Annotated in this window: 18 protein-coding genes and 1 tRNA gene; 10 read left to right on the forward strand and 9 right to left on the reverse strand. The window is 61.8% G+C overall.

Translation table 11 applies throughout. The features are described 5' to 3' along the window. Nucleotides 1–94: 94 nt before the first annotated feature. The gene (locus M2447_RS04025) at nt 95–1,411 is read left to right on the forward strand and encodes a citrate synthase (protein ID WP_277557493.1); all 1,317 of its coding nucleotides are present in this window, start codon (nt 95–97) and stop codon (nt 1,409–1,411) included. A 26-nt stretch (nt 1,412–1,437) separates the two neighbouring features. Here the strand turns inward: M2447_RS04025 and M2447_RS04030 are convergent, their stop codons facing one another. Continuing rightward, nucleotides 1,438–2,019 carry a hypothetical protein gene (locus tag M2447_RS04030; RefSeq protein ID WP_277557494.1) on the reverse strand — a complete coding sequence of 194 codons (582 nt, stop codon included), beginning with the start codon at nt 2,017–2,019 and terminating at the stop codon, nt 1,438–1,440. A gap of 143 nt (nt 2,020–2,162) precedes the next feature. On the opposite strand from M2447_RS04030, the gene M2447_RS04035 reads away from it, so the two are divergent. Next, entirely contained in the window at nt 2,163–2,645 is a 483-nt protein-coding gene (locus tag M2447_RS04035; RefSeq protein ID WP_277509786.1) for a PTS sugar transporter subunit IIA, read from the forward strand. Between the two features lie 18 nt (nt 2,646–2,663). Then, nucleotides 2,664–3,815, forward strand: a complete 1,152-nt coding sequence (gene meaB / locus M2447_RS04040; RefSeq protein WP_277557495.1) for a methylmalonyl Co-A mutase-associated GTPase MeaB — start codon at nt 2,664–2,666, stop codon at nt 3,813–3,815. Nucleotides 3,816–3,818: 3 nt separating this feature from the next. Here meaB and M2447_RS04045 read toward each other — a convergent pair whose 3' ends face one another. Continuing rightward, nucleotides 3,819–4,115, reverse strand: a complete 297-nt coding sequence (locus M2447_RS04045; RefSeq protein WP_277557496.1) for a hypothetical protein — start codon at nt 4,113–4,115, stop codon at nt 3,819–3,821. 6 nt (nt 4,116–4,121) lie between these two features. Beyond that, complete coding sequence (locus tag M2447_RS04050; protein WP_277557497.1) at nt 4,122–4,439, reverse strand: addiction module protein; 318 nt, start codon at nt 4,437–4,439, stop codon at nt 4,122–4,124. Nucleotides 4,440–4,526: 87 nt separating this feature from the next. Between M2447_RS04050 and tkt the strand changes: the two genes are divergently transcribed. Continuing rightward, nucleotides 4,527–6,521 carry a transketolase gene (tkt, locus tag M2447_RS04055; RefSeq protein ID WP_277557498.1) on the forward strand — a complete coding sequence of 665 codons (1,995 nt, stop codon included), beginning with the start codon at nt 4,527–4,529 and terminating at the stop codon, nt 6,519–6,521. A 289-nt stretch (nt 6,522–6,810) separates the two neighbouring features. On the opposite strand, the gene M2447_RS04060 is transcribed toward tkt, so the two are convergent. Further along, nucleotides 6,811–6,887, reverse strand: a tRNA-Val gene (locus M2447_RS04060). Between the two features lie 195 nt (nt 6,888–7,082). Here M2447_RS04060 and lepA point away from each other — a divergent pair. The 3 genes from lepA (at nt 7,083) to M2447_RS04075 (ending at nt 11,302) form a co-directional block, all read left to right on the forward strand. Then, nucleotides 7,083–8,876, forward strand: a complete 1,794-nt coding sequence (gene lepA / locus M2447_RS04065; RefSeq protein ID WP_277509782.1) for a translation elongation factor 4 — start codon at nt 7,083–7,085, stop codon at nt 8,874–8,876. 98 nt (nt 8,877–8,974) lie between these two features. After that, nucleotides 8,975–10,282, forward strand: coding sequence for a signal peptidase I (gene lepB, locus M2447_RS04070; RefSeq protein WP_277557499.1), 1,308 nt, complete (start codon nt 8,975–8,977; stop codon nt 10,280–10,282). 48 nt (nt 10,283–10,330) lie between these two features. Next, nucleotides 10,331–11,302 (forward strand): DNA/RNA non-specific endonuclease, encoded by a 972-nt coding sequence (locus M2447_RS04075; protein WP_277557500.1) that lies wholly within the window; start codon nt 10,331–10,333, stop codon nt 11,300–11,302. 104 nt (nt 11,303–11,406) lie between these two features. On the opposite strand, the gene galE is transcribed toward M2447_RS04075, so the two are convergent. Beyond that, nucleotides 11,407–12,396 carry a UDP-glucose 4-epimerase GalE gene (gene galE / locus M2447_RS04080; protein ID WP_277557501.1) on the reverse strand — a complete coding sequence of 330 codons (990 nt, stop codon included), beginning with the start codon at nt 12,394–12,396 and terminating at the stop codon, nt 11,407–11,409. A gap of 98 nt (nt 12,397–12,494) precedes the next feature. Here galE and M2447_RS04085 point away from each other — a divergent pair, with 98 nt between their 5' ends. Further along, nucleotides 12,495–13,730 carry a beta-ketoacyl-[acyl-carrier-protein] synthase family protein gene (locus M2447_RS04085; RefSeq protein WP_277557503.1) on the forward strand — a complete coding sequence of 412 codons (1,236 nt, stop codon included), beginning with the start codon at nt 12,495–12,497 and terminating at the stop codon, nt 13,728–13,730. Nucleotides 13,731–13,785: 55 nt separating this feature from the next. Next, on the forward strand, nt 13,786–14,043 hold the full coding sequence (locus tag M2447_RS04090; RefSeq protein WP_108823975.1) for a phosphopantetheine-binding protein: 258 nt from the start codon (nt 13,786–13,788) through the stop codon (nt 14,041–14,043). 200 nt (nt 14,044–14,243) lie between these two features. Here the strand turns inward: M2447_RS04090 and M2447_RS04095 are convergent, their stop codons facing one another. The 3 genes from M2447_RS04095 to M2447_RS04105 form a co-directional block, all read right to left on the reverse strand. Beyond that, on the reverse strand, nt 14,244–16,070 hold the full coding sequence (locus M2447_RS04095) for a hypothetical protein (protein ID WP_277557504.1): 1,827 nt from the start codon (nt 16,068–16,070) through the stop codon (nt 14,244–14,246). Between the two features lie 111 nt (nt 16,071–16,181). Continuing rightward, the gene (locus M2447_RS04100) at nt 16,182–17,036 is read right to left on the reverse strand and encodes an alpha/beta hydrolase (RefSeq protein WP_277509773.1); all 855 of its coding nucleotides are present in this window, start codon (nt 17,034–17,036) and stop codon (nt 16,182–16,184) included. 94 nt (nt 17,037–17,130) lie between these two features. Next, the gene (locus M2447_RS04105; RefSeq protein ID WP_277557505.1) at nt 17,131–18,291 is read right to left on the reverse strand and encodes a PatB family C-S lyase; all 1,161 of its coding nucleotides are present in this window, start codon (nt 18,289–18,291) and stop codon (nt 17,131–17,133) included. Between the two features lie 47 nt (nt 18,292–18,338). Between M2447_RS04105 and M2447_RS04110 the strand changes: the two genes are divergently transcribed. Continuing rightward, nucleotides 18,339–19,376, forward strand: coding sequence for a Gfo/Idh/MocA family oxidoreductase (locus tag M2447_RS04110; RefSeq protein ID WP_277557506.1), 1,038 nt, complete (start codon nt 18,339–18,341; stop codon nt 19,374–19,376). A 10-nt stretch (nt 19,377–19,386) separates the two neighbouring features. Here M2447_RS04110 and M2447_RS04115 read toward each other — a convergent pair whose 3' ends face one another. Beyond that, the gene (locus M2447_RS04115) at nt 19,387–24,402 is read right to left on the reverse strand and encodes an autotransporter outer membrane beta-barrel domain-containing protein (RefSeq protein WP_277557507.1); all 5,016 of its coding nucleotides are present in this window, start codon (nt 24,400–24,402) and stop codon (nt 19,387–19,389) included. Nucleotides 24,403–25,058 lie beyond the last annotated feature (656 nt).

Genomic DNA, 25,058 nt, shown 5'->3' on the forward strand with positions numbered 1-25,058 from the left:
GGTCAAATTTTCGCTAAAGGTGAAAAGAATATTTGCACAAAAAACGCAACTTTTCTTTGCATGCCGCGCAATCCAGCCTGCATTATCCACAACCATGTCCTCCGACGCCCTCCTCAAATTCAACAACAAGGAACTCACACTGCCGGTCATCACAGGAACCGAAGGCGAAATCGCCATCGATATGAGCCGCTTGCGAGCGGACACCGGCGCGATCACTTTCGACGAAGGCTATGCCAACACCGGCTCGTGCAAAAGCGAGGTCACCTTCATCGACGGCGAAAAGGGAATCCTGCGCTACCGCGGCTACCCGATCGAGCAGCTCGCCGAAAAATCCAACTTCGTGGAAACCGCCTATCTCATAATGAACGGCGAGCTGCCCAAGCCCCACCAGCGCGCCAGGTTCGGACGCCTCCTCTCGGACAACGCCGCGCTGCGCGAGGGCATGGTGCGCTTCATCCAGAATTTCCCGCGCGACGCGCACCCGATGGCCGTGCTCTCCGCGAGCCTCAACGCCCTCGGCGCCTACTACCCGCACCTCGCCAGCAACAACCACCAGCAGGATCTCGAGCACTTCGACGAGGCCGCCGCCGTCGCCATTTCCAAGGTGCGCACCATCGCCGCGCACACCTACCGGGTGAACATGGGCAAACCCTTCAATTATCCGCGCCCGAACTTCGGCTACTGCGAAAACTTCCTCCACATGCTGTTCACCGACCCCTACAACGAATACATCGCGAAGGAGGAAGTCGCGCGCGCCCTCAACCTCTTCCTGCTCCTGCACGCCGATCACGAGCAAAACTGCTCGACCTCGACCGTGAAAATGGTCGCCTCCGCCGGCGCCAATCTCTTCGCCTCAATCGCCTCCGGCGTGTGCGCGCTCTGGGGCCCGCTCCACGGCGGCGCCAACGCGGCCGTGATCGAAATGCTCCAGCACATCCACGACGCCGGCGACGACGGCACGAAATTCATCGCCGCGGCAAAGGCGGGCAAGGGACAGCGGTTGATGGGCTTCGGCCACCGCGTGTATCGCAACTACGACCCGCGCGCAAAAATCATCAAGCAAAGCTTCCACGACGCGCTCGCGAGCCTCGGCATCAAAAACGACCCGCTCCTCAACATCGCCATGAAACTTGAGGAAGCCGCGCTCAACGACGAGTATTTCATATCGCGAAAACTCTACCCGAACGTCGATTTTTACTCGGGCCTGATCATGCGCGCCATCGGCCTCCCGACCGACATGTTCACCGTGATGTTCGCCATCGGGCGCATGCCCGGCTGGATCGCCCAATGGCGCGAAATCGCGGCAAACCCGAAAGGCAGAATCTACCGCCCGCGCCAAATCTACACCGGCCACACACTCCGCGACTACGTGCCCATGCGCGAACGCATCGAAGCCGCGAAGCGCGCGTAACGCGGACGCGGACGTTTCGTTTTCGGCTACTTCACCAGCTTCACCTTCGCCTGGGTTTTCACCCGCTCAAACTCCAGAAAGAAGCTGCCCAGCACGCCCGGCTTCACGCGCACCTTTTTGACGCGCGGATCGGGGCCGCACGAATACGAACCGGAAACCACCTTCCAGCGCTGTCCGTTTGAAAGCGTGAAAACCGTGCCCTTCTCGAACCCCGCAAACGTGCCCGCCAGCTCAAGCTCCATCGTGTTGTATTCGATCTCGGTGCCGGGATCGACCTTCACCTTTTGCCGGTTCGGTTTGGGCGGGGATTTTGGTTTTGCAGTTGCCGCGTCCGTCGCAACCACCGTCACTGGTTCATCCCCGGTGGGCTTGGCCGCAGCCTGCGTTTCAGCGTTCGCAACACACGCCCCCGCGGCATGCGCCCGCACAAGCGCGTCGAGATGCGCCCGCTCGTCATCGGACAATTTCGCCAAACCCGCCGCCGCGTAGTCGGCCTTGCTAAGCCCGCCCGAAAATCCCGCGCCCGCGCAAACTTCAGGGGCGAAAAACAACCCCGCCGCGCAGGCGGCCAGCGCCGCCGTCAACCGAAAGAAACGAAGAGAAGTCATGCCCGAGTCATGCGCGGCCTTCGCGCGGGCTGCAATTTTATTTGCTTCTTCAAAAAATCGTTTTCTTGGGCGATTCCTCCCTTGCAAACTCGCGCGCGCGGGCTCTCTCTGTTTCTTTGCTTAACCATCAACCGACATCAGCAATGATTGGCCGCCTCTCACAACTCCTGGACCCTTCCCGCGTCACGCTCTCCATCAAGAGCGCGCGGAGAACCGCCGCGATCAACGAAGTTGCGCGGCTCCTCGACGGCCACCCCAATGTCACTAATTTCCAGGGCTTCTACAACGAGCTGCTCGCGCGCGAACGCCTCGACACCACCTGCCTCGGCAACGAAATCGCGATTCCGCACGCACGCACCGAGCATGTGCAAAAAATCGTGCTCGCCGTCGGTCGCAGCGAGAAGGGCGTCGTGTTTGAAAACTGCAACCAGATCGTAAAACTCATGTTCGTGCTCGGCACGCCGAAGACAAATCCCGGCACCTACCTCGCCATCGTCAGCGCGCTCTGCCGCCTGCTCAAGGAACCCGAAAACCGCGAGGTCCTCATGAACGCGACAACCCCCGGGGAATTCATCCAAGCCGTTGTCGCCGCCGAGGAAAAACTCTTCGGCGTTGACGCCAAGTAACCGTCATCCCTTTGCGCCGTGTCAGAAAAGCCTGAAAAAAATCCGCACACACCCGCGCACGAACAACCCGCGACGGGCGGACGCCCCGACTGGGTTCCGGAAAACGCCGGCTCCGCCTTTGCCACCTGGGTGATCGAGGGCGTGAAACAAACCGGCGACTTCGCGCCGCCCTCCGCCACCCCGCCGCGCCGCCGCAAGCTCTCGATCGACGACTACGTCGAAGGTATCCAAAAACAGGATACGACCATCCTCGCGCGCGCGATCACGCTCGTCGAAAGCAGCGTCGCCGCGCACCAGGAGCAGGCGCAGCAGCTCCTCGCGCGCATCCTCCCCGACACCGGCAAGTCCATGCGCGTCGGCATCACCGGCATCCCCGGCGCGGGCAAGAGCACCACGATCGAAAGCCTCGGCACGCACCTCTGCGAAAAAGGCCACCGTGTCGCCGTCCTCGCCGTCGATCCGTCGAGCAGTGTGCACGGCGGCAGCATACTCGGCGACAAGGTGCGCATGGAAAAACTCGGACGTCAGCCCGGCGCATTCATCCGCCCCTCGCCCTCAGGCGGTTCGCTCGGCGGCGTCGCGCGCAAAAGCCGCGAAACCATTCTCCTCTGCGAGGCCGCCGGCTACGACGTGATCATTGTCGAAACCGTCGGCGTCGGCCAAAGCGAGGTCACCGTGCGCTCCATGGTCGATTGTTTCCTGCTCCTCTCCATCGCCGGCGCGGGCGACGAAGTGCAGGGCATCAAAAAAGGCATCATGGAACTTGCCGACATCATGGTCGTGAACAAGGCCGACGGTGATAACAAAATTCGCGCCATGGCCGCGCGCGCCGAACTCGAACGCGTGCTCCACTACCTGCGCCCCGCCACCGAAGGCTGGACCACTCCCGCGCTCACCGCGTCCGCGATCACCGGCGAGGGCATCGACAGGGTTTGGGAAACCGTGCTCAACTTCTTCAAGACCTGCCGCGAAAGCGGAATCCTCGACGAACGCCGCCGCGACCAGTCCATCGCATGGATGCACTCGCTCATACGCGAGGCGCTGTTGAGTGAGTTTTACCAGGCCCCCGGCGTGAAGGCGCTGCTCCCTCAAATCGAGCACGCCGTCGCCAACGACCAAAAACCCTCCCTCGCCGCCGCCAAGGAACTGCTCGCGCTCTGGAAACGGTGACGCTCACCCAAGCCGCCGCTTCCAATAATCCGGCTCGCGATGCAGGTGCATGATCGCGACCACCCACACGCAGTCCGGCTCGTCGAGATAAACAACGGCAAATGGAAATGAACGCCCCAAGTTTCTCCTTGCAGGCGGCTCGTATTGTCGGAACTGCGCCGGGGATTTTCTGATTTCCAAAATCCACCTTTCGATCTCGTCATAAAAACGCCCGCCCAATTGCCGGCTTATGTTCGCGTAATGTTTGGCTGCGACGGCATATTCCTCATCGGCCTCGGGGTGAAGAACGACGGGCTTCATCGGGCATCACCTTCCGACGATTTGCCTGATTTTTTTCGATGACTGCTCCGCCGGAATGCCCTTGATTTTTCCGCTCCGAATATCGCCGATGCGCGAATGAACGACCGCCGACCACGCGGCGGAGTGTTCCGCATTCTGGCCGCCGTGAGACTCCATCAAAATACGATCGACCAGTTCCGCCACCACATCACGCGGCAGCGAACGTGTTTCATTCACGATCTGGTCAATGGTCATCGGCATCTTGCTAGAATGGGACAACATCCGGTGTTTGCAACCCCGCAAACGCCTCGGCGTCAAAACGCCGCGCCATTTTTCCCTTTTCACGCATCTCCCTTGCCTCTTCACTTTAAACCTTTGTCTTTTTCACCAAACGCATAACGCGCCTTTTTACATCACCAAAAAACAACCATCATGGCACTCGAAACAAACCTCCTTGCAAAAGCAGCCAACCAAGCCCGCGGCCTCGCCATCGACGCCGTCCATAAATGCAGCTCCGGCCACCTCGGCCTCCCGCTCGGCTGCGCCGAAATCGGCGCCGTCCTCTACGGCAGCGCCCTCCAGCACAATCCCGCCGATCCCAAATGGCTCAACCGCGACCGCTTCGTGCTCTCCGGCGGCCACGGCTCCATGTTCCTCTACGCCTGGCTCCACATGAGCGGCTACGACCTCCCGCTCGACGAGGTCAAAAACTTCCGCCAGCTCCACAGCAAGACCCCCGGCCATCCCGAGTTCGACGAAACCCCGGGCGTCGAGGCCACCACCGGCCCGCTCGGCCAGGGCATCGCCAACGCCGTCGGTTACGCCGTCTCCGGCAAAATGGCCGAGGCGCGCTTCAACACCCCCGAGCACACCATCTTCGACAACCACATCATCACGCTCGCCGGCGACGGCTGCATGCAGGAAGGCGTCGCCATGGAAGCCGCCGCCTTCGCCGGATTCCAAGGCCTCGACAACCTCATCCTCATCTACGACTCAAACGACGTCACCCTCGACGCCATGGCCGACAAGTCGCAAAACGAAAACACAGCCGCCCGCTTCAAGGCCATCGGCTGGGACGTGATCACGCTCGCCGAGGGCCACGACATCGCCGCCATCAACAAGGCCGTCAACAAGGCCAAGAAAGCCAAGACCGGCAAACCGCAGCTCATCATTGCAAAAACAATCATCGGCAAGGGCATCCCCGAAGTCGAAGGCACCTCGAAAGGCCACGGCGAGGGCGGCGCGAAATTCGCCGACGCCGCGCGCGCCGGACTCGGCCTCCCCGCCGACCAGCTCTTCCACGTGAGCGACGACGTCAAAGCCTACTTCGCCAACCACAAAAAGCGCCTCGTCCGCGCCTACAACAAATGGGGCAAAACCTACAAGGCCTGGCGCGAGGCCAACCCCGACAAGGCCGCGATCCTCGACTCGCGCAACACGCCGGTCAGCGCCGCGCATCTCGCCGAGAACGTGATCCCGATGTTCGCCGCCGACGCCAAGCTCGCCACGCGCGCCGCGGGCAAGGAGATACTCCAGCCCCTCGCCGCCGAGCTCCCGCTCCTCGTCTCCGGCAGCGCCGATCTCTACGGCTCCACGCTCAACTACATCGCCGCCTCGGCCGACTTCGACAAAACCAACCGCGCCGGGCGCAACATCCGCTACGGCATCCGCGAGCACGCCATGGCCGCCATCAACAACGGCATCGCCTACGACGGCATCTTCCGCACTTCGTGCGCCACGTTCCTCGTGTTCGCCGACTACTCGCGCCCCTCAATGCGCATCGCCGCGCTCGCCAAGCTCCCCGTCACCTACATCTACACGCACGACTCGGTCGGCGTCGGCGAGGACGGTCCCACGCACCAACCCGTTGAAACCGTCAGCGGCCTCCGCGTCATTCCGAACATGGACGTCATCCGCCCCGCCGACCCCGAGGAAACCGCGGGCGCCTTTGCCGCCGCGCTTGAGCGCACCGACGGCCCCACGCTCCTCGCGCTCACGCGCCAGGCGCTGCCGATGCTCAACGACATCCCGCCGCACATCCGCCGCGCCGGCGTGTTGAAAGGCGGCTACGTCGCCATCCAGGAAACCGCTCCGCTCACGCACATCCTCCTGGCCGCCGGCAGCGAAGTGCAGCACGCCGTCGCAGCCGCGAAAATCCTCGGCCCCGGCGCGCGTGTCGTCTCGATGCCCAGCTTCAAGCGCTTCAACGAGCAGCCGAAGGAATACCGCGACTCGATCCTCCCGCCCGACTGCCGCAAACGCGTCTCGATTGAGGCGGGCGTGACGGCGCTCTGGCGCGAATACGTCGGACTCGACGGCATCTGCATCGGCATCGACCGCTTCGGCATCAGCGCCCCCGGCGGCACCGTGATGAAAGAGCTCGGCATCACCGCCGAAGCCGTCGTCGCCGCCGCGCAATCGCTGTAAGGAAACGAATATCAAAAACAATCTTCTGCAAAAGCGGCGGCCTGAAAAAGTCCGCCGCTTTTTTTGGAGCGGCACAGGCTTCCAGCCCGTGGGATCCGGCCTTACCATCGGCAGTCCGAAAGCAGATTGTGGAAACTCTCTTGGTCTGAAGAAAAGGGTGCCCAAGCGAAGAGCCCTTAAAAATCCCGTCGCCTTTCCAAAATCCTCGGCGACTTGCTCATTCCCATGAAAACCTCTGTTTCACAAGAGGCGTTATCAACGCTGACCGCCTTGCAGCTTGCCAAAAAAATGGTGGACGCTACTGGACTCGAACCAGTGACCCCGTGCGTGTGAAGCACGTGCTCTAACCAACTGAGCTAAGCGTCCGACAGTTTTTTGCCCGCAAAAATAAGCGGGAGCACAAAACCGTGCCCGCCTGCGCGCGGAAATCAACACTGATTTTTCCGTAATTTCGCCGCTTGCTCCCGCGCGCTTCCGCCTGCAACTTGACGGGTTTCAAATCACACGCCAATCAACACGAATCGCGACGCCCTTACCGCACCAGACTTTTTACGCACCAGAATGGACGAAATCCTGACACGCAATTTCTGCATCATTGCCCACGTCGACCACGGCAAGACGACGCTTTCCGACCGCCTGCTCGAACACACCAACACCGTCGAACAACGAGTCCTCACCGACCAGCACCTCGACGCCATGGACCTTGAAAAAGAGCGCGGCATCACCATCAAGAGCCACCCCGTCACCATGCACTACCGCGCCAAGGACGGGCGCACTTACAAGCTCAACCTCATGGACACGCCGGGGCACGTCGACTTTTCCTACGAGGTCTCGCGCTCGCTCGCCGCTTGCGAGGGCGCGGTGCTCCTCATCGACGCGGCGCAGGGCGTCGAGGCGCAGACGGTCGCCAACGCGCATCTCGCCACCGGACAAGACCTCAAGGTCATCCCCGTCATCAACAAGATCGACCTTCCCAGCGCAAACCTCGACCTCTGCCTCCAGCAACTCGAGGACATTCTTTTTATTCCGCACGACGAGGCCATTCTCGCCTCGGGCAAGTCCGGCATCGGCATCCAGGATATTCTGGAGGCCGTCGTCACGCGCATTCCGCCTCCGCGCTGGCGCGACCACAATGGCACGCGCGCGCTTGTCTTCGATTCGCTTTACGATTCCTACCGCGGCGTCATCACTTACGCGCGCGTCTTTTCCGGGGCACTGCGCGCCGGCGACGGCATGACGTTGATGAGCACCGGCCAAAAGGCGGAGATCAAGGAGGTCGGCATCTTCACCCCGAAGATGGTGAAAATCGACATGCTCGGCGAGGGCGATGTCGGTTATGTCGTCTCCAACATCAAGGACACTTCGGACATCAAAATCGGCGACACCATTACGCAAACGCGCCAGCCCGCCACCGAGATGCTCCCCGGCTACAAGGAGGTGCGCCCGATGGTTTTTTGCGGACTGTATCCGCTCGAGTCCAATGACTACGAAAAACTCAAGGCCGCGCTCGGACGCCTCCGCCTCAACGACGCCGCGTTTCAATACCAGTCGGAGAGTTCCCTCGCGCTCGGTTTCGGTTTTCGCTGCGGGTTTCTCGGACTGCTGCACATGGAAATCATCCAGGAGCGCATCCGGCGCGAGCACGACGTGGAAATCATCTCCACCTACCCGAGCGTCGTTTACCATGTGAAGGCGCACGGCCTGCCCGAGATCGACGTGGACAATCCCGTGCTCCTGCCCGATCCCGGCACCATCGAATACATCGCCGAACCCACCATCCGCGCGTCGATCCTCATTCCCAACACCTGCATGGGCGACATCCTCTCGCTCATCATGGAAAAACGCGGCGTCATTGACCACACCGACACACTCGACGCCAACCGCGTCATGCTCACCGCCATCCTTCCGCTCAACGAAATCCTCGTCGATTTTAACGACCGGCTGAAGAGCGTCACGCACGGCTACGGCTCGATGGATTACGAGCTCGGCGAATACAAGGCCGACGACCTGGTCAAGATGGACATTCTCATCAACGGCGAGCCGGTCGACGCATTCTCAAGCATCGTTCACCGAAGCAAGGCCGAGGGGAAGGGCCGCGAGCTTTGCGAAAAACTCGCCGAGATCATCCCGCCGCAAATGTTCCGCGTGGCAATCCAGGCCGCGATCGGCGGCAAGATCATCGCGCGCGAAAACGTCCGCGAAATGCGCAAGGACGTCACCGCGAAATGCTACGGCGGCGACATCACCCGCAAGCGCAAGCTCCTCGAAAAGCAGAAGGAGGGCAAAAAGAAGATGAAACAAATCGGCAAGGTTTCGATCCCCCCGGACGCCTTCATACAAGTTCTGAAGAACTGAAAACCTGAAGGCTGAAAAAACAATCGCCCAAACCGCTCAAATCATACACCAACGAACCTTCAGCCCTCAGGCTTTCAGGTTTTCAGAACTTCCCTCCCATGTTCGGACTCTTCACCTCGCCCGATAAACAAATGCGCGCCAATGCGCGCAACTGGCTCGATGTCGCGGATCGTGTTTTTAACTACCGGCGCGACGAACTGAGCGAGGCCGAGCTCGCCGACTTGCAGAAAAAGACGGAGACCCTGCGCACGCAGGTTCGCGAAAAAGCCGGGGCCGAAAAACTCAAGCTGTCCATCGAGGAACTGGAGCCGGTGCTGCGAAAAACAGGCGGGCGCATTTATCCGCACAGCGGATTGCGCGAGTGGGTGGAGTTCTTTGTGGTCGCGGCGATCCTGCTGATCGGAATGAGGCAGTTTTTTGTGCAGCCGTTCAAGATTCCGACCAACTCGATGTGGCCCACCTACAACGGCATGTTTCCCGAAGTGCACGCGAAGATCGAGGACGAGCCGGGCGCGGCCGCGCGGCTGTTTCGCACGCTGGCACTTGGCGCGATCGCCTACCGTGTCGACGCGCCGGTGGACGGCGAGATTGTGATTCCCGTGGGCTATAACAGTAATGAGAAAACCTATTACATGGTGGGAGAGCCTGTAAAGGGACGGCACTGGCTCGTTCTACCGCAAAACCAAAGACGGTATTATGTGGTTGTTGGGAATCAGGTTGTTTCTGTCAGTGTGCCCGAGGACTTTGCAATGGACTGGGCGATTAAGGACACCATTAATCCAGAAGAGATCGACTTTGCCCATCTGGCGCGCAAGGCCGAGCAGGAGGGCCGTATTGCGAGAGGCTATGTAACAACAGAGTCCGGCGACAGGGTGCCCGCATACATGCTGCGCACGGGCAAACATGTGCGCGCGGGCGAGCGTGTCCTCTCGTTCGACATCATCACGGGCGACCAGCTTTTTGTGGATCGCATGAGCTACCATTTTGTGAAGCCAAAGGTGGGCTCCAGTTTTGTGTTTCGCACGCGCAACATCGAGGGCCTCGGCGACAGCTATTACATCAAGCGTTTCATCGGCGGCGCGGGCGACGTCCTGGAAATCCGCCCTCCGTGCCTTTACCGCAACGGGGCGCCGATCACGGGCGCGCAGGCCTTTGAGGACAACGCAACGCGCCAGGGTAAGTATCGCGGTTACGTCAACGGCAAGCCGGCGGGAGGCTATCCGCGCCCCATACTTGTTCCCGGCCAAAAATACACTGTGTCCAAGGATGGATACATCGCGCTCGGCGACAATTCCAACAACAGCCTCGACAGCCGCTACTGGGGCGAGGTGCCGAAGAAGGACGCGGTGGGGCGCCCGCTGTGGGTGTTTTATCCGTTCACCAGCCACTGGGGACCGGCGAAGTAAGACATGGCAAGGGGCAAATCCCGCAAGAAAACGCGCAACCGCGGGCGCATGAATTTGCGCCGCCTGATTGTTTGCGGGCTGGTCGTCTTTGGATTGCTGGGCGGGGTTGCGATCTGGCACCGCCTCGCCCCGCCCGCCACGCGGGAACGCATCGAATCCGTGACGCTCAACGTGATCGACCTTGCGCGTGAAAACAGGTCGATGCCCCGCGAACTGGTTTTCTGGCTCGATTTGCTTTCGGACAAAATCCCGCTCGCCCGAGGAAAAACCGTCGCCCCCGGCGTGACAATCGAAAGCGACTTGATGGTTCTGGGCGGCACGCCCGCCTCGCCCGAGCCCCTGGATTTTTTGCAAAACAAAGGCTACCTCGCGGGCTACGACAACAACCACCGAAACCCCGCATGGGTCGCCTATCGCGTGTTTCCGCCGAAATACAAATCGGGCAGGCGCCCCGACAAGTTCGAGCCCGATCCGCGCACGCGCGCCAAGGTGCGCTCCTCCGCGTATTCAAACTCCGGATACGACCGCGGCCACATGGCGCCGAACCGCGCGATTGCGGTGTGCCACGGCGGGGAGGCGCAGGTGGAGACGTTTCTCATGTCAAATGTCGTGCCACAGTTGCACGGCCTGAACGCGGCCTTCTGGGAGGCGATGGAAGCGCGCGTGATTGAGCGCTACACGCGCCGCTTCGGCCAGGTCTGGGTAATGTGCGGCCCGGTTTACGAGGCGGGCAAAACACCCGTCAAAATCGGCTCGGACGTAAGCGTGCCGGACGCGTTTTTCCTGATAATCTCAACGCACGAAAAAGACGCGTCCAACAAAGACATCACCGACACCGGGCTCATGCGCACGGAGGCATTTTTGGTGCCGCACCGCGCAATCGCGGCGAAGGAGGCCCCGTCAAAATATTTGGCAAGCGTGCGCGAGATAGAACAGCGCACGGGTCTGGATTTCTTTCCGCTGTTTTCGAGCGAAGTGCAGGACGCGCTGGAGAGCGAACCCGCCAAGCGCGCGTGGTAGGAATGCCGGCCCGCAGGGGCGCACCTGGCGTGCGCAGTCACAACACCCGCACAAACGAGGGCGCGCGCAAGCCGCGCCCCTGCGAAATGCGACAGGTTGCGCGCTTACTTCCCGTATCCGTTCGGGTGCTTCGAGTGCCAGTTCCAGGCGCTGGCCACGAGGGATTCGATGTCGTGGTATTTGATTTTCCAGCCGAGCTCCCGCTGCGCCTTGGTGGAGTCGGCGTAGAGCGCGGGAGGATCGCCCTCGCGGCGCGGGGCGATGGTGTAGGGCACTTTTTTGCCGGTCACTTTTTCAACGGCGCGGATGATTTCCAAGACGGACACGGGCGTGCCGGTGCCGAGATTCCAGGTGAAGACCTTGCCCGGCTCGGCGAGCTTGTCGAAGGCGGCGACGTGGGCGCGGCTCAGGTCGTCAACGTGTATGTAGTCGCGCAGGCAGGTGCCGTCGGGCGTCGGGTAGTCGTCGCCGAAGAGCTTGAGCGGCGGGCACTGTCCGGTGGCCGCGCCGATGGCGAGCGGGATGAGGTGCGTCTCGGGCGAGTGATCCTCGCCGATGGAGCCGTCCTCGGACGCGCCGGAGGCGTTGAAATAGCGGAACACCGCCGCGCTGAGCCCGTAGGCGCGCGCGAAGGCGTGCAGGGCGTGCTCGACGTCGAGCTTGGTTTGCCCGTAGGGGTTGATCGGATTCGTGGGGGAATCCTCCGTGATGGGCATTTTTTCGGGAATGCCGTAGGTCGCCGCGGTCGAGGAGAAGACGAATTTTTTGACGCCCTTCGAGAGCATCGTCCTCAGGAGCTGGAGCGTGGAGACGACGTTGTTGAAATAATACTTCATCGGCTCCTGGACGGATTCGCCGACAAAGATGTAGGCGGCGAAGTGCATCACGACGTCGATTTTTTCATCGACGAGGATTTTGCCCACGGCGGCCTCGTCGCCGAGATTCGCCTCGTAGAAGGGCACGTCGGGCGCGACGGCCGGACGATGGCCGAAGACAAGATTATCGATCACCACGGGACGATGGCCCGCGGCGGCCACTTGGCGCACGCAATGGCTGCCAATGTAACCAGCTCCACCTGCAATTAAAACATTCATGCGAAGTGAATGTTGTATTGATTGTGCGCGGCGGTTGGCTAGCTATTTTCGTTTCATTTTTCGCATTAACCCGCACAGTGTCCGCTTATAAAGTCCGCATGAATCTTCCTCGCATCGTTATCACAGGCGTCGGCCTCACCGCTCCAAACGGCAATTCGCTCGCCGAATTTCGCGCAAACCTCCTCGCCGGGGTTGGCGGCATTGAACCGCTCGAAGTGCGCTACATGGGGCCGCTGATCGCGGGCGTCTGCCATTACGACCCGCTCAAATACCAGAAGAAAAAAGAGGTGCGCGTGGGCACCCGCGCCGGGTCGATCTCGATCTACTGCGCGCACGAGGCGCTGGCCGACGCCGGGATTCCCGTCGAGTCCGTCGCGAAGGACCGCACGGGCATTTACATCGGCATCACCGAACACGGCAACGTGGAGACGGAAAACGAAATCTACAGCCTCTCGAAATACAACTACGACACGAAGTTCTGGTCGCATTACCACAACCCTCGCACCGTCGCCAACAACCCCGCCGGCGAAACCTCGCTCAACCTCGGCGTCACCGGCCCCGCCTACACGATCGGCGCGGCGTGCGCCGCCGGCAACATGGGCCTCATCCACGCCGCGCAAATGCTCCGCCTCGGCGAGGTCGATCTCGCGATTTGCGGCGGCGTGAGCGAAAGCATCCACACATTCGGCATCTTCGCCGCGTTCAAAAGCCAGAACGCGCTCGCCTCCCATCCCGATCCGAAAAAAGCCTCGCGCCCCTTCGACCTTGCGCGCAACGGCATCGTCATCTCCGAGGGCGGCGCGCTTTACACGCTCGAACGCCTCGACGACGCGCTCAAGCGCGGCGCCAAAATCTACGGCGAAATTTCCGGCTACCACGTGAACTCCGACGCCTCCGACTACGTGCTCCCGAACCCCGAGCGCCAGGCGGAATGCGTGGCCGCCTCGATCCGGCGCGCCGGTTTGCGCCCGTCGGACATCCACATCGTCAACACGCACGCCACCGCCACGCCGCTCGGCGACGTTCAGGAGGCCGACGGCCTGCGCACAGTGTTTCAGGATTGCCCCGACACATACATCAACAACACCAAGAGCTTCATCGGGCACGCCATGGGCGCGGCGGGCGCGCTCGAACTCGCGGGCAACCTGCCCAGCTTCGAAGACCTCGTTGTGCACCCCACGATCAATGTGGACAACCTCGACCCGAAGTGCGCGCTCCCCGGCCTCGTGATAAATGCGCCCGTGAAGGCAAAACGGGTTGACGCTATCCTCAACAACTCGTTCGGTATGTTGGGCATCAACTCCACGCTTATCATAAAACGATACGTGGCCTGAGCCCCTGACAACACGCCAACCGACTTTTTCCAAACACAACACAACGCCACACAGCATGACTAAAGACGAATGCAAAAAGCTCGTGATCGAAATCATCGCCGACATCGCGCCTGATGAAGATCTCACCAACCTCAAGCCCGACGTGCGCCTGCGCGACCAGCTCCAACTCGACTCGATGGACTTCTTGGACATCGTGATGGAACTGCGCAAACGCCACGGCATCGAGGTTCCCGAGGCGGACTACATGCAGCTTGCCTCGCTCGACAGTTGCGCGGAATACCTCACGCCCAAATTCCAAGCGATGGGCAAATAAGCCGCCGCGATTTTAAGAAAATTCAAGAACCGCAAACCGCAAGGGATGCGATAAAAAAACCGGAGCGGGCCCGCTCCGGTTTTTTGTCGAAAGGTGGGGCGGTCTCGCCGAGGCCGCCGCGTTTGTCTCCCGTCAGTCTCGGCGCGCTCGGCGAGCACGCCCTACCGAAATTCAAAAGCCGGCGGGCGCCGACTCGTGTTTCACTTGCGCCGCAGGCGCGCCGCCGCAAGCGCGCCGAGCACGAGCAGATACCACGCCGAAGGCGCGCCGCCACCACCGCCGCCGGAGGACGACTCGCCGACCGTGACATTTTCGCCACCTGTTGATCCGGTTGAAATCGGCGCGGCGGTGAGCGCGAGCGTGCTCACGGTAACCGTCGTGCCGCTTTGCGTGATTTTGCGAATCGCCGCGTTTTCCGAATCGGCCACATAGATACTTCCATTGCCACCGACGGCGACACCGGAGGGAATGTTAAAGAGCGCCTCCGAGGCGTCGCCGTCCTGAAAGCTGTTCGAGTAAAGTTCCCACAGGCTCGAACCACTTGTCCAAAGCCAGTTGGTAAGGCCAGCGAGGACGTGTCCGGAACCCGAGGTTGTTAATTTCACAATGCGCGAGCTGTAGGCATCGACAATGTAGAGGTTGCCGGCACTGTCATAACAAAATCCGGCAGGACTGATCGGCTTTGGGGAAGCATTCGCGATAGTGTCGTAGGCGGGTTCATTCACGCACATCTGGAAATAATCCATATCGCCAGTTGCGATGGTTACGATCACGAAGGAGTCGTTGCCGGGATCGGCAACGAGGAGCAATTTGCCGTCCGGTGAAAGCGTGATGCCCAGCGCGCCGCTGAAGCGATATGAATACTGCGATGCGGACGGGGGAGGAAATGAAACGGAGGTGGTGCCTGTGATATCAATACCTGAACCTTGAAAACCGCCGCCGAGAATGCCGCCGGTGCCACCCGTGTAAATTTCACCTCCCCCACCGAATATCCATGAGCCGGTGGTAATCAGGGTTCCGGTGCCGAGCACGGCTCCATCGGATGATCCCCAGTTGCCCCAACTCATGGTTCCCGTTACGCTTCCGCCGCCTGTGTTTTTATAATATTCTCCCGCGACATGCGAGGTGACTCCCGTTGGCGTGATCTTGCGAATCACACTGTTGCCCGCATCGACCACATAGACATTGCCGGACTCATCAACCGTGAGCGCGGCCGGGTAGTCAAACCGGGCGCCGGCACCCGTGCCCTCTTGGTAATCGCCTGCGTGACCGGACGAACCAGCGAGCGTCGAGACATTGCCGTCGGACGCGATTATACGGATGGCGTTGTTGCCGGCATCGGCAACGTAGAGCTTGCCGTTGTGATACGCGATTCCTCGCGGATATTTGAAACGCGCGAGCGTGCCCGACGCATTTGTCGTTCCTGACTCACCTGTCGCGCTTCCGGCGAAAACGGAAACCTTGCTGTCGTCCGTGATTTTCAGGACGGCGTGCGAGAGCATGTCGGCCACGTAGAGATTGCCGGACGCGTCAAAGGTGAGCGATGCCGGACAATTGAGAAAGGATGTCTTGACGTTGAGTTTTTCCGAAACAACGGCGCGGGTGGCGGTGGACTGACCGCCGTCGTGGGAAATCGTGACGGTGGCGCGATATTGCCAGCCGGTCATGTTTGTGCCGAGCGCCCAGATGGTAAGCGGGTTCGAGGAGCCGCTCGAATAGAGGGTCGAGTCCTCCAGTGCGCTGCCGATTTTGCGCCAGCTCGCGCCGTTGTTTTCCGAGACTTCCCAATAGCCGTCGGTGAGTGTGGCGTAATCGGGATTCGGCGCGCCCGATTCGGTTGTCGCGTAACGGTTCCCGGCGGGAAGCACCACGGCCAGGTTAAGGCTCTGGTTTTCGAGCTGGTAGCCCATGCGCGAACCCTCGATGTAAGGCTCGGGCGCGGCGGCTCGAAGCGGTGTGTGGAGCTGCGCAAAAGCAAGCGCGCTGACAAAAAGGCACGAGGCAAAGTGAAGGTTTTTTATTTTCATAAGTTTGGACAACAGATGCGCGGGGTTACGAAGAATGCACAAAACAATGCCACGGCCCAAATGCCGGTCAATTGCCAATGGCGTAAAAATTGATGCAAAAAAGCCCCGCAATCACTTCAACGCCTCATCGAAAAACCGCACCAGTTCGTCACGGTAAACATTGCCTTGCGCCTCGGTCATGGCGTCGATGTGGCTGCCGCCGTTGATCGTGATCAACTTTTTCGGCTCCCTCGCCGCCGCGAACAGGCGCGTGGCATTTTCATACGGCACGACATTGTCGGCCGTGCCGTGGATCATGAGCAGCGGGATCGGCGGAAGCGCTGCCACGTATTTGCCCGCCGAATACTTGTTGCCGATGAGCAAGCCGCCTCCGGGAACCTTCTGGTTTGCGATGTGCGCATACGAGTAGAACGTCGCCTCCTGCGCGACCGCGCGCACTCCCTCGCGGTTGCCCGCGCCCACGGCGGCGATGGCGTGGGTGCCGCCGAGGCTTTGTCCGAACACGAGGAGCCTGGTCGCGTCCACATCGGGGCGCGAACGCGCGTAGTCGAGTGCGGCCTGCGAGTCCTCAAACAAGCCGCGTTGTGTCGCGCGGCCCTCCGACGCACCGTAACCGCGGTAGTCAAAAACAAGCACGTTGAAACCGCGCGCGGGCAGCCAGCCCACGAATTCCCAATGCGAGGTCATGTTTTGCGAATTGCCATGGTAATGGATGACCGTGCCCTTCGCTTTTCGCGCGTCGACGGCGCCGTCCACGACGGCGGGCATGAACCAGCCGGAGAGCTTGGTGCCGTCGCGGCTCTTGAAAGTGACGGCCTCATAGGCGACGCCTTTCTTGCCGGGCGTGCCGTAAACATCGCGGGTTGGATAATAGAATACGCTGTTGGCGCAGCCGCTGAAGCCGACAATCACGCCGGTCAAAATAATCACGCCGAGAACAATGCCTATGATGCGAAGTGTTTCCATGCCGCGAAAACCCTGCGCGAACCCAATGCGCTTTGCGAGCCTTCGCATCGTGTGTTGAGAATGCGCACAGGTGCGCCCCGCGGGTGAAACGCGGTCACAGCGCCGCCTTCATGCGCCGCAGGGCCTCGTCGAGCGTGGCGCGCGGACAGCCGAAATTGAGGCGGACATGAGCGCCGCGCGGCGAGCCGAAATCCGCGCCGTCGCTCAGGCCGACGCCGTGCTTCTCAAAATGCGCGACGGGGTTTTCGAGCTTGAGCGCGCTGACGTTGAGCCATGCGAGATAGGTCGCCTCGTGCGGTGCCTCGATGGTGACGCCGGGAAGCTCGCCGGCGACAAATTCGCGAACGCGATCACGGTTGCCGCGCAGGTAGGCGAGAAGCTCCTGCCGCCAAGGTTCGCTGTCGCGATAGGCCGCGGCGCACGCTGCATAACCGAGCGCGTTGACCTCGGCGACAATGCCCGCGGCGGCGCGTTGAAACGTGGCGCGAAGCGTTGGGTTGCTAATGATGGCAAACGAGGTGCAGAGGCCGGGAATGTTGTAGGTTTTGCTCGGCGCCATGAGTGTGATGGCGCGGGCGGCAATCTCGGGCGCGAGCGTGGCGGCGGGGATGTGCGGGAGCGCCGGGTCGAGAACGAGATCGCAGTGGATCTCGTCGGAACAGAGAACGATTTTGTGGCGCAGGCAAAACTCGGCGAGGCGCAGAAGCTCCTCGCGGCGAAAAACGCGCGCGACGGGATTGTGGGGATTGCAGAGGAGGAAAATCTTCACGCTGCCATTGCCCGCAACGACGGCGCGCTCCATGGCGTCGAAGTCGATTTCCCAGCGGCGCGCGGCGCTGTTGAGCGCGAGGGGAACGGCGAGCGAGCGGCGTCCGGAATTGGTCGCGGCAGTCATGAAGGGCGGGTAGATCGGCGTGTTGCAGAGGACTTGGTCGCCGGGGCCGGCGAAGGCCTGCGCAGTCACATTGAGGCCGCAGACGAGGCCGGGCAGCCAGACAATCCATTCCGGCAAAATCGCCCAGCCATAGCGCGCTTGCATGGCCTCGACAACGGCGGCGGTTTCATCGGCCGTGGCGTGGGCGTAGCCGAAGATGCCGTGCGCGACACGTCGCCGCAGCGCCTCGACAATAGCGGGCGAAGTTTGAAAATCCATGTCGGCAACCCACATGGGGAGGATGTCGGAGCCGGCGTATTTCTGCCATTTCAGCGAGTTGGTGCCGCGGCGGTCGTGTGTTGTTTCAAAGTCGTGGGACATGGTATGCGGGCTTGCGTTTTTTAGTTTTGGAAAAACGTTCGTATGACATGAGCACGCAACATCTCAAGTGGGGACTTTTGGCGACGGGGCGGATTGCGGAAAAATTTGCAAACGGCCTGGCTGCGTCAAAGTTGGGGCGCGCGGTGGCGGTCGGAAGCCGGAGCGGGGCGACGGCGCGGGCGTTTGCGGAGAAATTTGGCATCGCCCGCGCGCACGAAAGCTACGAGGCGCTGCTGGCGGACGCGGAGGTGGACGCGGTTTACATCGCGACCCCGCATCCGATGCATCTTGAGTGGGCGCTCAAGGCGGCGCGGGCGGGAAAACATATCCTGTGCGAGAAGCCGATGGGGATGAACCGCGCGCAGACGGAGCAAATGATCGCGGCGGCGCGCGAGCACGGGGTGTTTTTGATGGAGGCGTTCATGTATCGATGCCATCCGCAGACGGCGAGGATCGCGGAGTTGATTCGCGATGGCGCTCTGGGCGAGGTTCGCATGGTGCAGGCGGCATTTGGCTACAATCGCCCCTTTGACCCGCAATCCCGCGTTTGGAGTAACGGGCTGGGCGGCGGCGGGATTCTGGACGTGGGATGCTATCCGGTTTCGCTCTCGCGTTTTGTCGCGGGCGCGGCGGAGGGAAAAGGGAGCGTGTTCCTCGATCCGGTGGAAATCAACGGGACGGGCGTCACGCATCCGCAGACGGGCGTCGATGAGTGGGCGGCGGCGACCTTGAAATTTTCAACAGGCATGGTGGCGCAGGTGTCGTGCTCCACGAGCGTGCAACAGCAAAACACGGCGCGCATTTACGGCACGAAGGGCTGGCTGCATGTCGTGGAGCCGTGGACCCCGTCGCGCAACGAGGGCGGCCGGGCCCGCATGTGGCTGCGCCGTCCGGACGCGGCGGCGGGGGAGATCGCGCTGCCGTATCAAGAAAGTGAATACATGCTTGAGGCCGATGTCGTGGCGGAGTGCGTGGCCGCGGGGAGGCGCGAGGCGGGCCAGATGAGCTGGGCCGACTCGCTCGGCAACGCGGCGGCGCTGGACAAATGGCTGGAGCTCGCGGGCGTGAAATACGGCGCCGCGTGAGCGCGCCGCGCTACCAGGCGCGGCGGTAGCCGAGGTTTATGCTCCAGGGGCGCTCGTAGTGCGGGGCCTTGTTGTATTCATAATCCAAATACAACTGGCTTCGCTCGTCGATCAGGTAGCCCGCGCCCGCGCCGGTTTCAAACCGCCAGCCCTCAAAGCCGGGGCTTTGGGTGCGGCCTTCCACCGTGACTTCGCCGCCGCTGATGTCGCTCTTGACCACGCCGAACTTGATGTAGGGAATCCAACGCTCGAAGTTGGCGCCGGTGCGGACTTGCGCGCTGTATTGCCACGAGTCGGCGTCGCCGATGCGCACTTGGATGTCGCGGTGGCGGTCGTTCCTCATGGTGTAGCCGGTCCCGTTGATCCAGGCGACGGCGGCTTGCGCGGAGGGCTCCACCCAGTAGCGGCCGTTCACAAATCGGCGGCCGGCCTCGACGGAGACGCCCTGGATGTTGTTTTTGTATTTGCCGCGCGAGAGGTAGCCGTCAACGCCGCGCGCGTTGAGTTCGCTTTCGGAGCGGTCGAGGCGCAGCACGGAATCGACGAACCAGCCGGCGTCGTGAATCCAGAGCGCGTAGAGGCCGCCGCCGAGGATGGTGCTGTTGCCGTCGCCGTATTTGTGGCCCAGGGCCTCGAAGGAGCGGTCGCTGTAGCTCATGCCGGCATGGACGCCGGCCATGAGGAGCGCGTTTTTAATGGCGAAGATTTTGTCCGCGCCCACGGTGAGGCCGTGGGTGTCCTGACGGACGCGGCTGTTTCCAAAGTGGGAATCGGTGTTGAGGCGGTAGGTGTTGGCGCGGGCCCAGATGTTGCCGCGGTCGTGAGATCGGGCCGGGGCGCCGCGATCGTGCGGTATGCCGGCGCGGTCGCCCAGTGTGGCGAGGTGGTCGGCGGGCATGTTGACGCGGATGTCGCCCATGCGTTTGTGGACGTTGTCGAGGCCGTAGTGCAGGTCGGCGGTCATCACCCCGGCGGTGCTCAGGATCGCGTCGCCGCCGCGGCTGATGGAGTTGCCGGCGGTCAGGTAATAGGCCGAGGTGTCGGGCATGATCGCGCCGCCGTCGCCTTGGTGGAGCTCGTAGGTGATCATGCCGAACTCGATGCCGTCGGAGGTGAACACGGGGTCGCCGTATTCGTAATCGACGACGAGCAGGGCGTATTTGCGGGCGGGGTCGTGGGGCCGCGTGTCGTTCATGCTGGTGAAGACAATGTGGTGCGCGCCGTCCGCGCTGCCGCTGATGATGAGGCGGTCGGTTTGTTTGTTGGCGAGATCGACGTTCATGCGGCCCGTCGTTTCGCCTGTGTAGTCGCCCGTGATCGTGAGCGTGGTGTAGGTGGTGTCGTTCGAGCCGGGCGTGTGGTAGTGGATCGCGCCGCCGACGGCGTGGAGGTTTTGGAGGGTTTGCAATTTGTTGCCGAGGTCGAGCGTGGCGTGTTCGAGCGTGATGCCGCGGCTCGTCCGGATGGCGTTTTCGGCGGCGAGGCGCAGCGTGCCGTTTTTAACGGTGGTCGAGCCGGTGTGGCGTTGCGCTTTCCCAAGCACCACGACGCCGTCGCCGATGGCGGCGATGTCGCCCGCGCCGTCGATCACGCCGGCGTAGGTGACGAGGTCGGAGCGGTTGAAGATGAGCGAGGCGGCGTCCGCGACGGTGGCGTCGGCGGCGATGGCGGTGTCCGGGGCCCAGCCGTTTGCCGCGCCGTCGCCGATTTGGAGCGCGCCGTTTTCAACGACGAGTTTGCCGGTGAGGGCGTTGTCGCCAGTGAGCGTGGTGGTGCCGCTGCCGCGCTGGACGAGGTCGCCCGCGCCGATGATCGCGCCGGTGTGGGTGATGTTGCCGGAGCGGTTGATTGTGAGCGTGCCGGAGTTGGCGACCGTGGCGGAGGCGATCATGCCGGAGGCGCCGCCGCCCTGCCCCGCCCCGAGCTGGAGGTGCGCGCCGGTTTCGATTGTCGTGGAGCCGGTGTGGGTGTTGTCGCCGGTGAGCGTGAGGACGCTGCCGGCGGTGAGGGTGAGTTCGCCGGCGCCGTCGATTGTGCCGGAGAAGACGAGGCCGTCGGTGTTGTTGTCGATGTTGAGCGCGCCGGTGCCGATGCGGATGGCGCCCGCGCCGGAGAGGTTGCGCAGGGTTTGGGTTGTGTTGCCGGTGTCGAAGGCGGCGCCGGCGGTGATGCTCACGCTCGTGCTGCTGGCGATGATGTTGGAGGCGCCGGCGGTGGTGAGTGTGGCGGAGCCGGTGATGAGTGTCGCGCCGGTGTAGTCGTTGCCGCCATGGCCGAGGACGATGGTGCGGCTTCCTGTGAAGGTGAAGCCCGCCGCGCCCGCGCCGGTGAGTTGCGCGCTGAGGGTGTCGTCGTGCGCGTCGGCGGGATTGATGACGAGGCTTTCGGCGTCGCTGAGCGCATCGATTGAGACGAGGCCGTAGTTGAGCAGGATGTCGCCGTCCTGGGTGATGGCGTTGTAGCCGTAGGTGTTTTTGCCGACGGGTGTGGCGCTGTTTTGTCCGTAGGTGAGCGTGGAGGCGCCGGAGGGGAGCGGCGCGCCGTTGCTGTCGATGAGCTCAAAGGCGATGCCGTCGGCGGGGCCGCTTTCGGTGGAGCGGACGATGGTGCGCTCGTGCAGGAGGTAATCGGGCGGGGCGACGTCGACGTCGAAGATGTTGCCGTTGAGGCCGTGGCCGGGGGGCGCGGGCGGGTTGATGCCGGAGAGGACGTCGGTGTCGATGCCGATTTTGGTCGCGGCGGTGCCGCTGGTTTCGCCGACGGAGAGCGTTTTCACCGTGAGCATGTGGGGGGCGATGCCGGAGGTCGTGTCGGTTTTCACGATGAAGGTGCCGCCGGCGAGGTCGAGGCCGCCGATGGTGCGATTGGCGTCGAGCGTGGTCTCGGAGTTTTCGGCGAGCTGGAGGGTCGCGTTGGCGAGGATGGTTTGCGCGGTGTCGTTGAAATTGAACTTGGATGTCCGCGCGCCTCCGCCGACGCCGATGGTGCCGGTGAAGGAAAGGGCTGAGGGGCTGAAGGGCTGAAGGCTGAAGGTGACGGATTGCGCGTCGCCGGTGTTGCGCAGGTTCACGAGGCCGTCGCCGGCGAGGGCGTTGGCGACAGTGGCGTCGGTGGCGGCGTGCACGCCGAGGGTCGCGCCGGTCGCGATGTTCACGGTGGCGTCCTTGAGTTGGGTGGCATCCCACGCAACGGCCAGGGTGCCTTCGCGCACATCGACGGTCCGCATGTCGAGGTCGTCGGTGTCCATTGTCCATGAGCCCGCGCCCCGCTTGATTAGCGTGCCGGTGAAAGTCGTGGGGCCGGTGACCGCCGAGGTGTAGGCGGTTTCGCTGCCGGCCGCGCCGTTGAGCACCAATTGCGAGGCGTCGCCAGCAATGAAGAGTTGCCCGGCCAGCGTGCTGCTGTTCCAGAGGCGCACTTCGTGCGCGGCGTCACCGTCATCGCCTTCGTCCAGATAGACGGCGTGGTCGCCGCCGCGGATCACGCCGCCGGTCGTGTTCGTGACGATTGTTCCTTGCAAGGAGACAAGGCCGGTGTCCGAGATGCCGTTGATGGTGCCGCTGTTTGTGAGCGTGCCGCCGCTTACCATGATGACGCCGACATCGGCACCCTCGATCACGCCGCCGAGGTTCGAGATCGTCGCCTCGCCCGCGATATCGACGGCAAAGGTGTATGCGCCATCGGGGCGGCCCGTGGCGAGGATGGTGCCGGTGTTTGTCACCGTGCCCCCGGCATACAGGGAGACGCCGGCTATGCCGCCCTGGATCAGGCCGGCGTCGTTTGTGACTGCGGAGTCGGTGTAGCTGGTGATGCCGCTCACCGTCCCGCCGATGATCGTGCCGCTGTTCGCGAACGTGCCGCCGGCCATCGCGTGGATGCCAATTTCGGCGCTGTGGATAAGGCCGCCGGCGTTGTTTGAGACCGTCACCGCGAGGCCGTGCGCATAAACGCCGTTGAAATGCGCGCCGAGGATCGTGCCGCTGTTGGACAGCGTGCCGCCGTATTGAAACCAGATGCCGCTGTGATCGCCCGAGAGGAGGCCGTCGGTCGTGTTGGTCACCAATATGGACGCGCCCAGATTGGTGATCGCGTATTCGCCGCCCCTGATGACGCCGCCGTTTGCGATTTCACCCCCGCCCGCCATTTGAACGCCCGCGTAGGTGCTCGAAATAATCCCGGAGGCATTGTTGATGATCAGCGCGGACGAGCCGGCGGTGAAAACTCCGTAGGCGGACTGGCTGCCGTAATAGGACGGGTTGATGATCGAGCCGGAATTGACCACGGTGCCCCCGGCTCTCAACGTCACGCCGGCGGAGGTGCCTCGCAGCAGGCCGGTGGTGCCGTTGATGACAAGCGCGCTGGCGCCGTGGGAATACACGCCATGGCTGTTGGACGCGTAATAATTGCTCGTGCCGGAGATCACCCCGGTGTTTGTCACCGTGCCCCCGGCGGTGAGCTGGATGCCGCCCTGGCCGCCCTGGATGGTGCCGCCATTGTTCAGAATCGCCACCGCGCCCCGCTGGGCATGGATGCCATAATCATAGTAGCTCATGCTTTTGATGAGACCGGCGTTTGTCACCGTGCCCCCGCCGCTTAAAAACACGCCCTTGGAGCTTCCCTCGATCACCCCGGTGGCGGTGTTGTCGATGAACGAGGGGCCGCCGTCGGAATAGATGCCGGAACTCGCCCAGCTTGCCGCGGAGCTGATCATGCCGGCGTTGGTGATGACGGCGCCGCCATTGTTAAAATACAAGGCGTGAGTGGAGTTGGCTGACACCAGCGAGCCCTCGGTAATGGCGAGCGTCACACCGGTCATCGTCCCGGTTATGCCCCCGAAAACGATCACTCCGGAAAGAACGTATTCGCCCGCGGCGGGAATGTTGTAGCCGGTCCCGGACGGGATGCTTGTCGTCTGCGCGGACAGACGCCCCGCAAAGATAACAAATGGAAGAATGGCAAAAATGGCGGCGGCCTGAAACGACTCGCGAACCATCCGGCGTGTCTTGATATATATTTTACTTTTCATGCGATATTCGATGTCTGATAATCCGCTGGCGAAAGGCCGAAACGGACCGTTATATAATGCAACAGGGATTCATTTAAGGCGGGAATTCAACGAAATTCGCATACTTTTTACTTTAATAATTTGTGTGTATTTATATTTTAATAAACACAGTAAATCACGACTGGCCTTCGCGCTTATTTATAAAAACAGTGTTATGTTTTTATATTATATCTATGAACACCATCCGCCGGGGTAAAACGGAGCGAGGAACACAGGCCGCGACAGGGGTTTACATTCGCGAGGGGGAGTGGATAAACAAATGCGCAAAAACAAGATGCGCCGGCCAAGGAGGCCCGCCTTTGCGCATCGAGCGCGCACACGCCAATTTCAGGCCGGCTTATGGTAGCGCGCGCATGCGATTAAAATTTCTTCCAGCCAAAACCCCCGGGACAGTATCATCACATTGCCGCGATTGCATGCGCTCCTGATTTTATTTTTTGCGGTGTATACAAAAAGCATTTATATTTTGCAGCGAACAAATGTGCTCCAAGGCCACGGCCTCCCCGTTTCATTAAAAACGGAAGGATGAGAAAGATGAATTTTCAACCGCGGATGGACGCGGGGTTGCGAAGATATTCCCAAGCCAATTAGGTTTGGGGCTCGATGGTTTTATTATC

The sequence above is a fragment of the Ereboglobus sp. PH5-10 genome (assembly GCF_029504735.1).
Taxonomy (GTDB): Bacteria; Verrucomicrobiota; Verrucomicrobiia; order Opitutales; family Opitutaceae; genus Ereboglobus.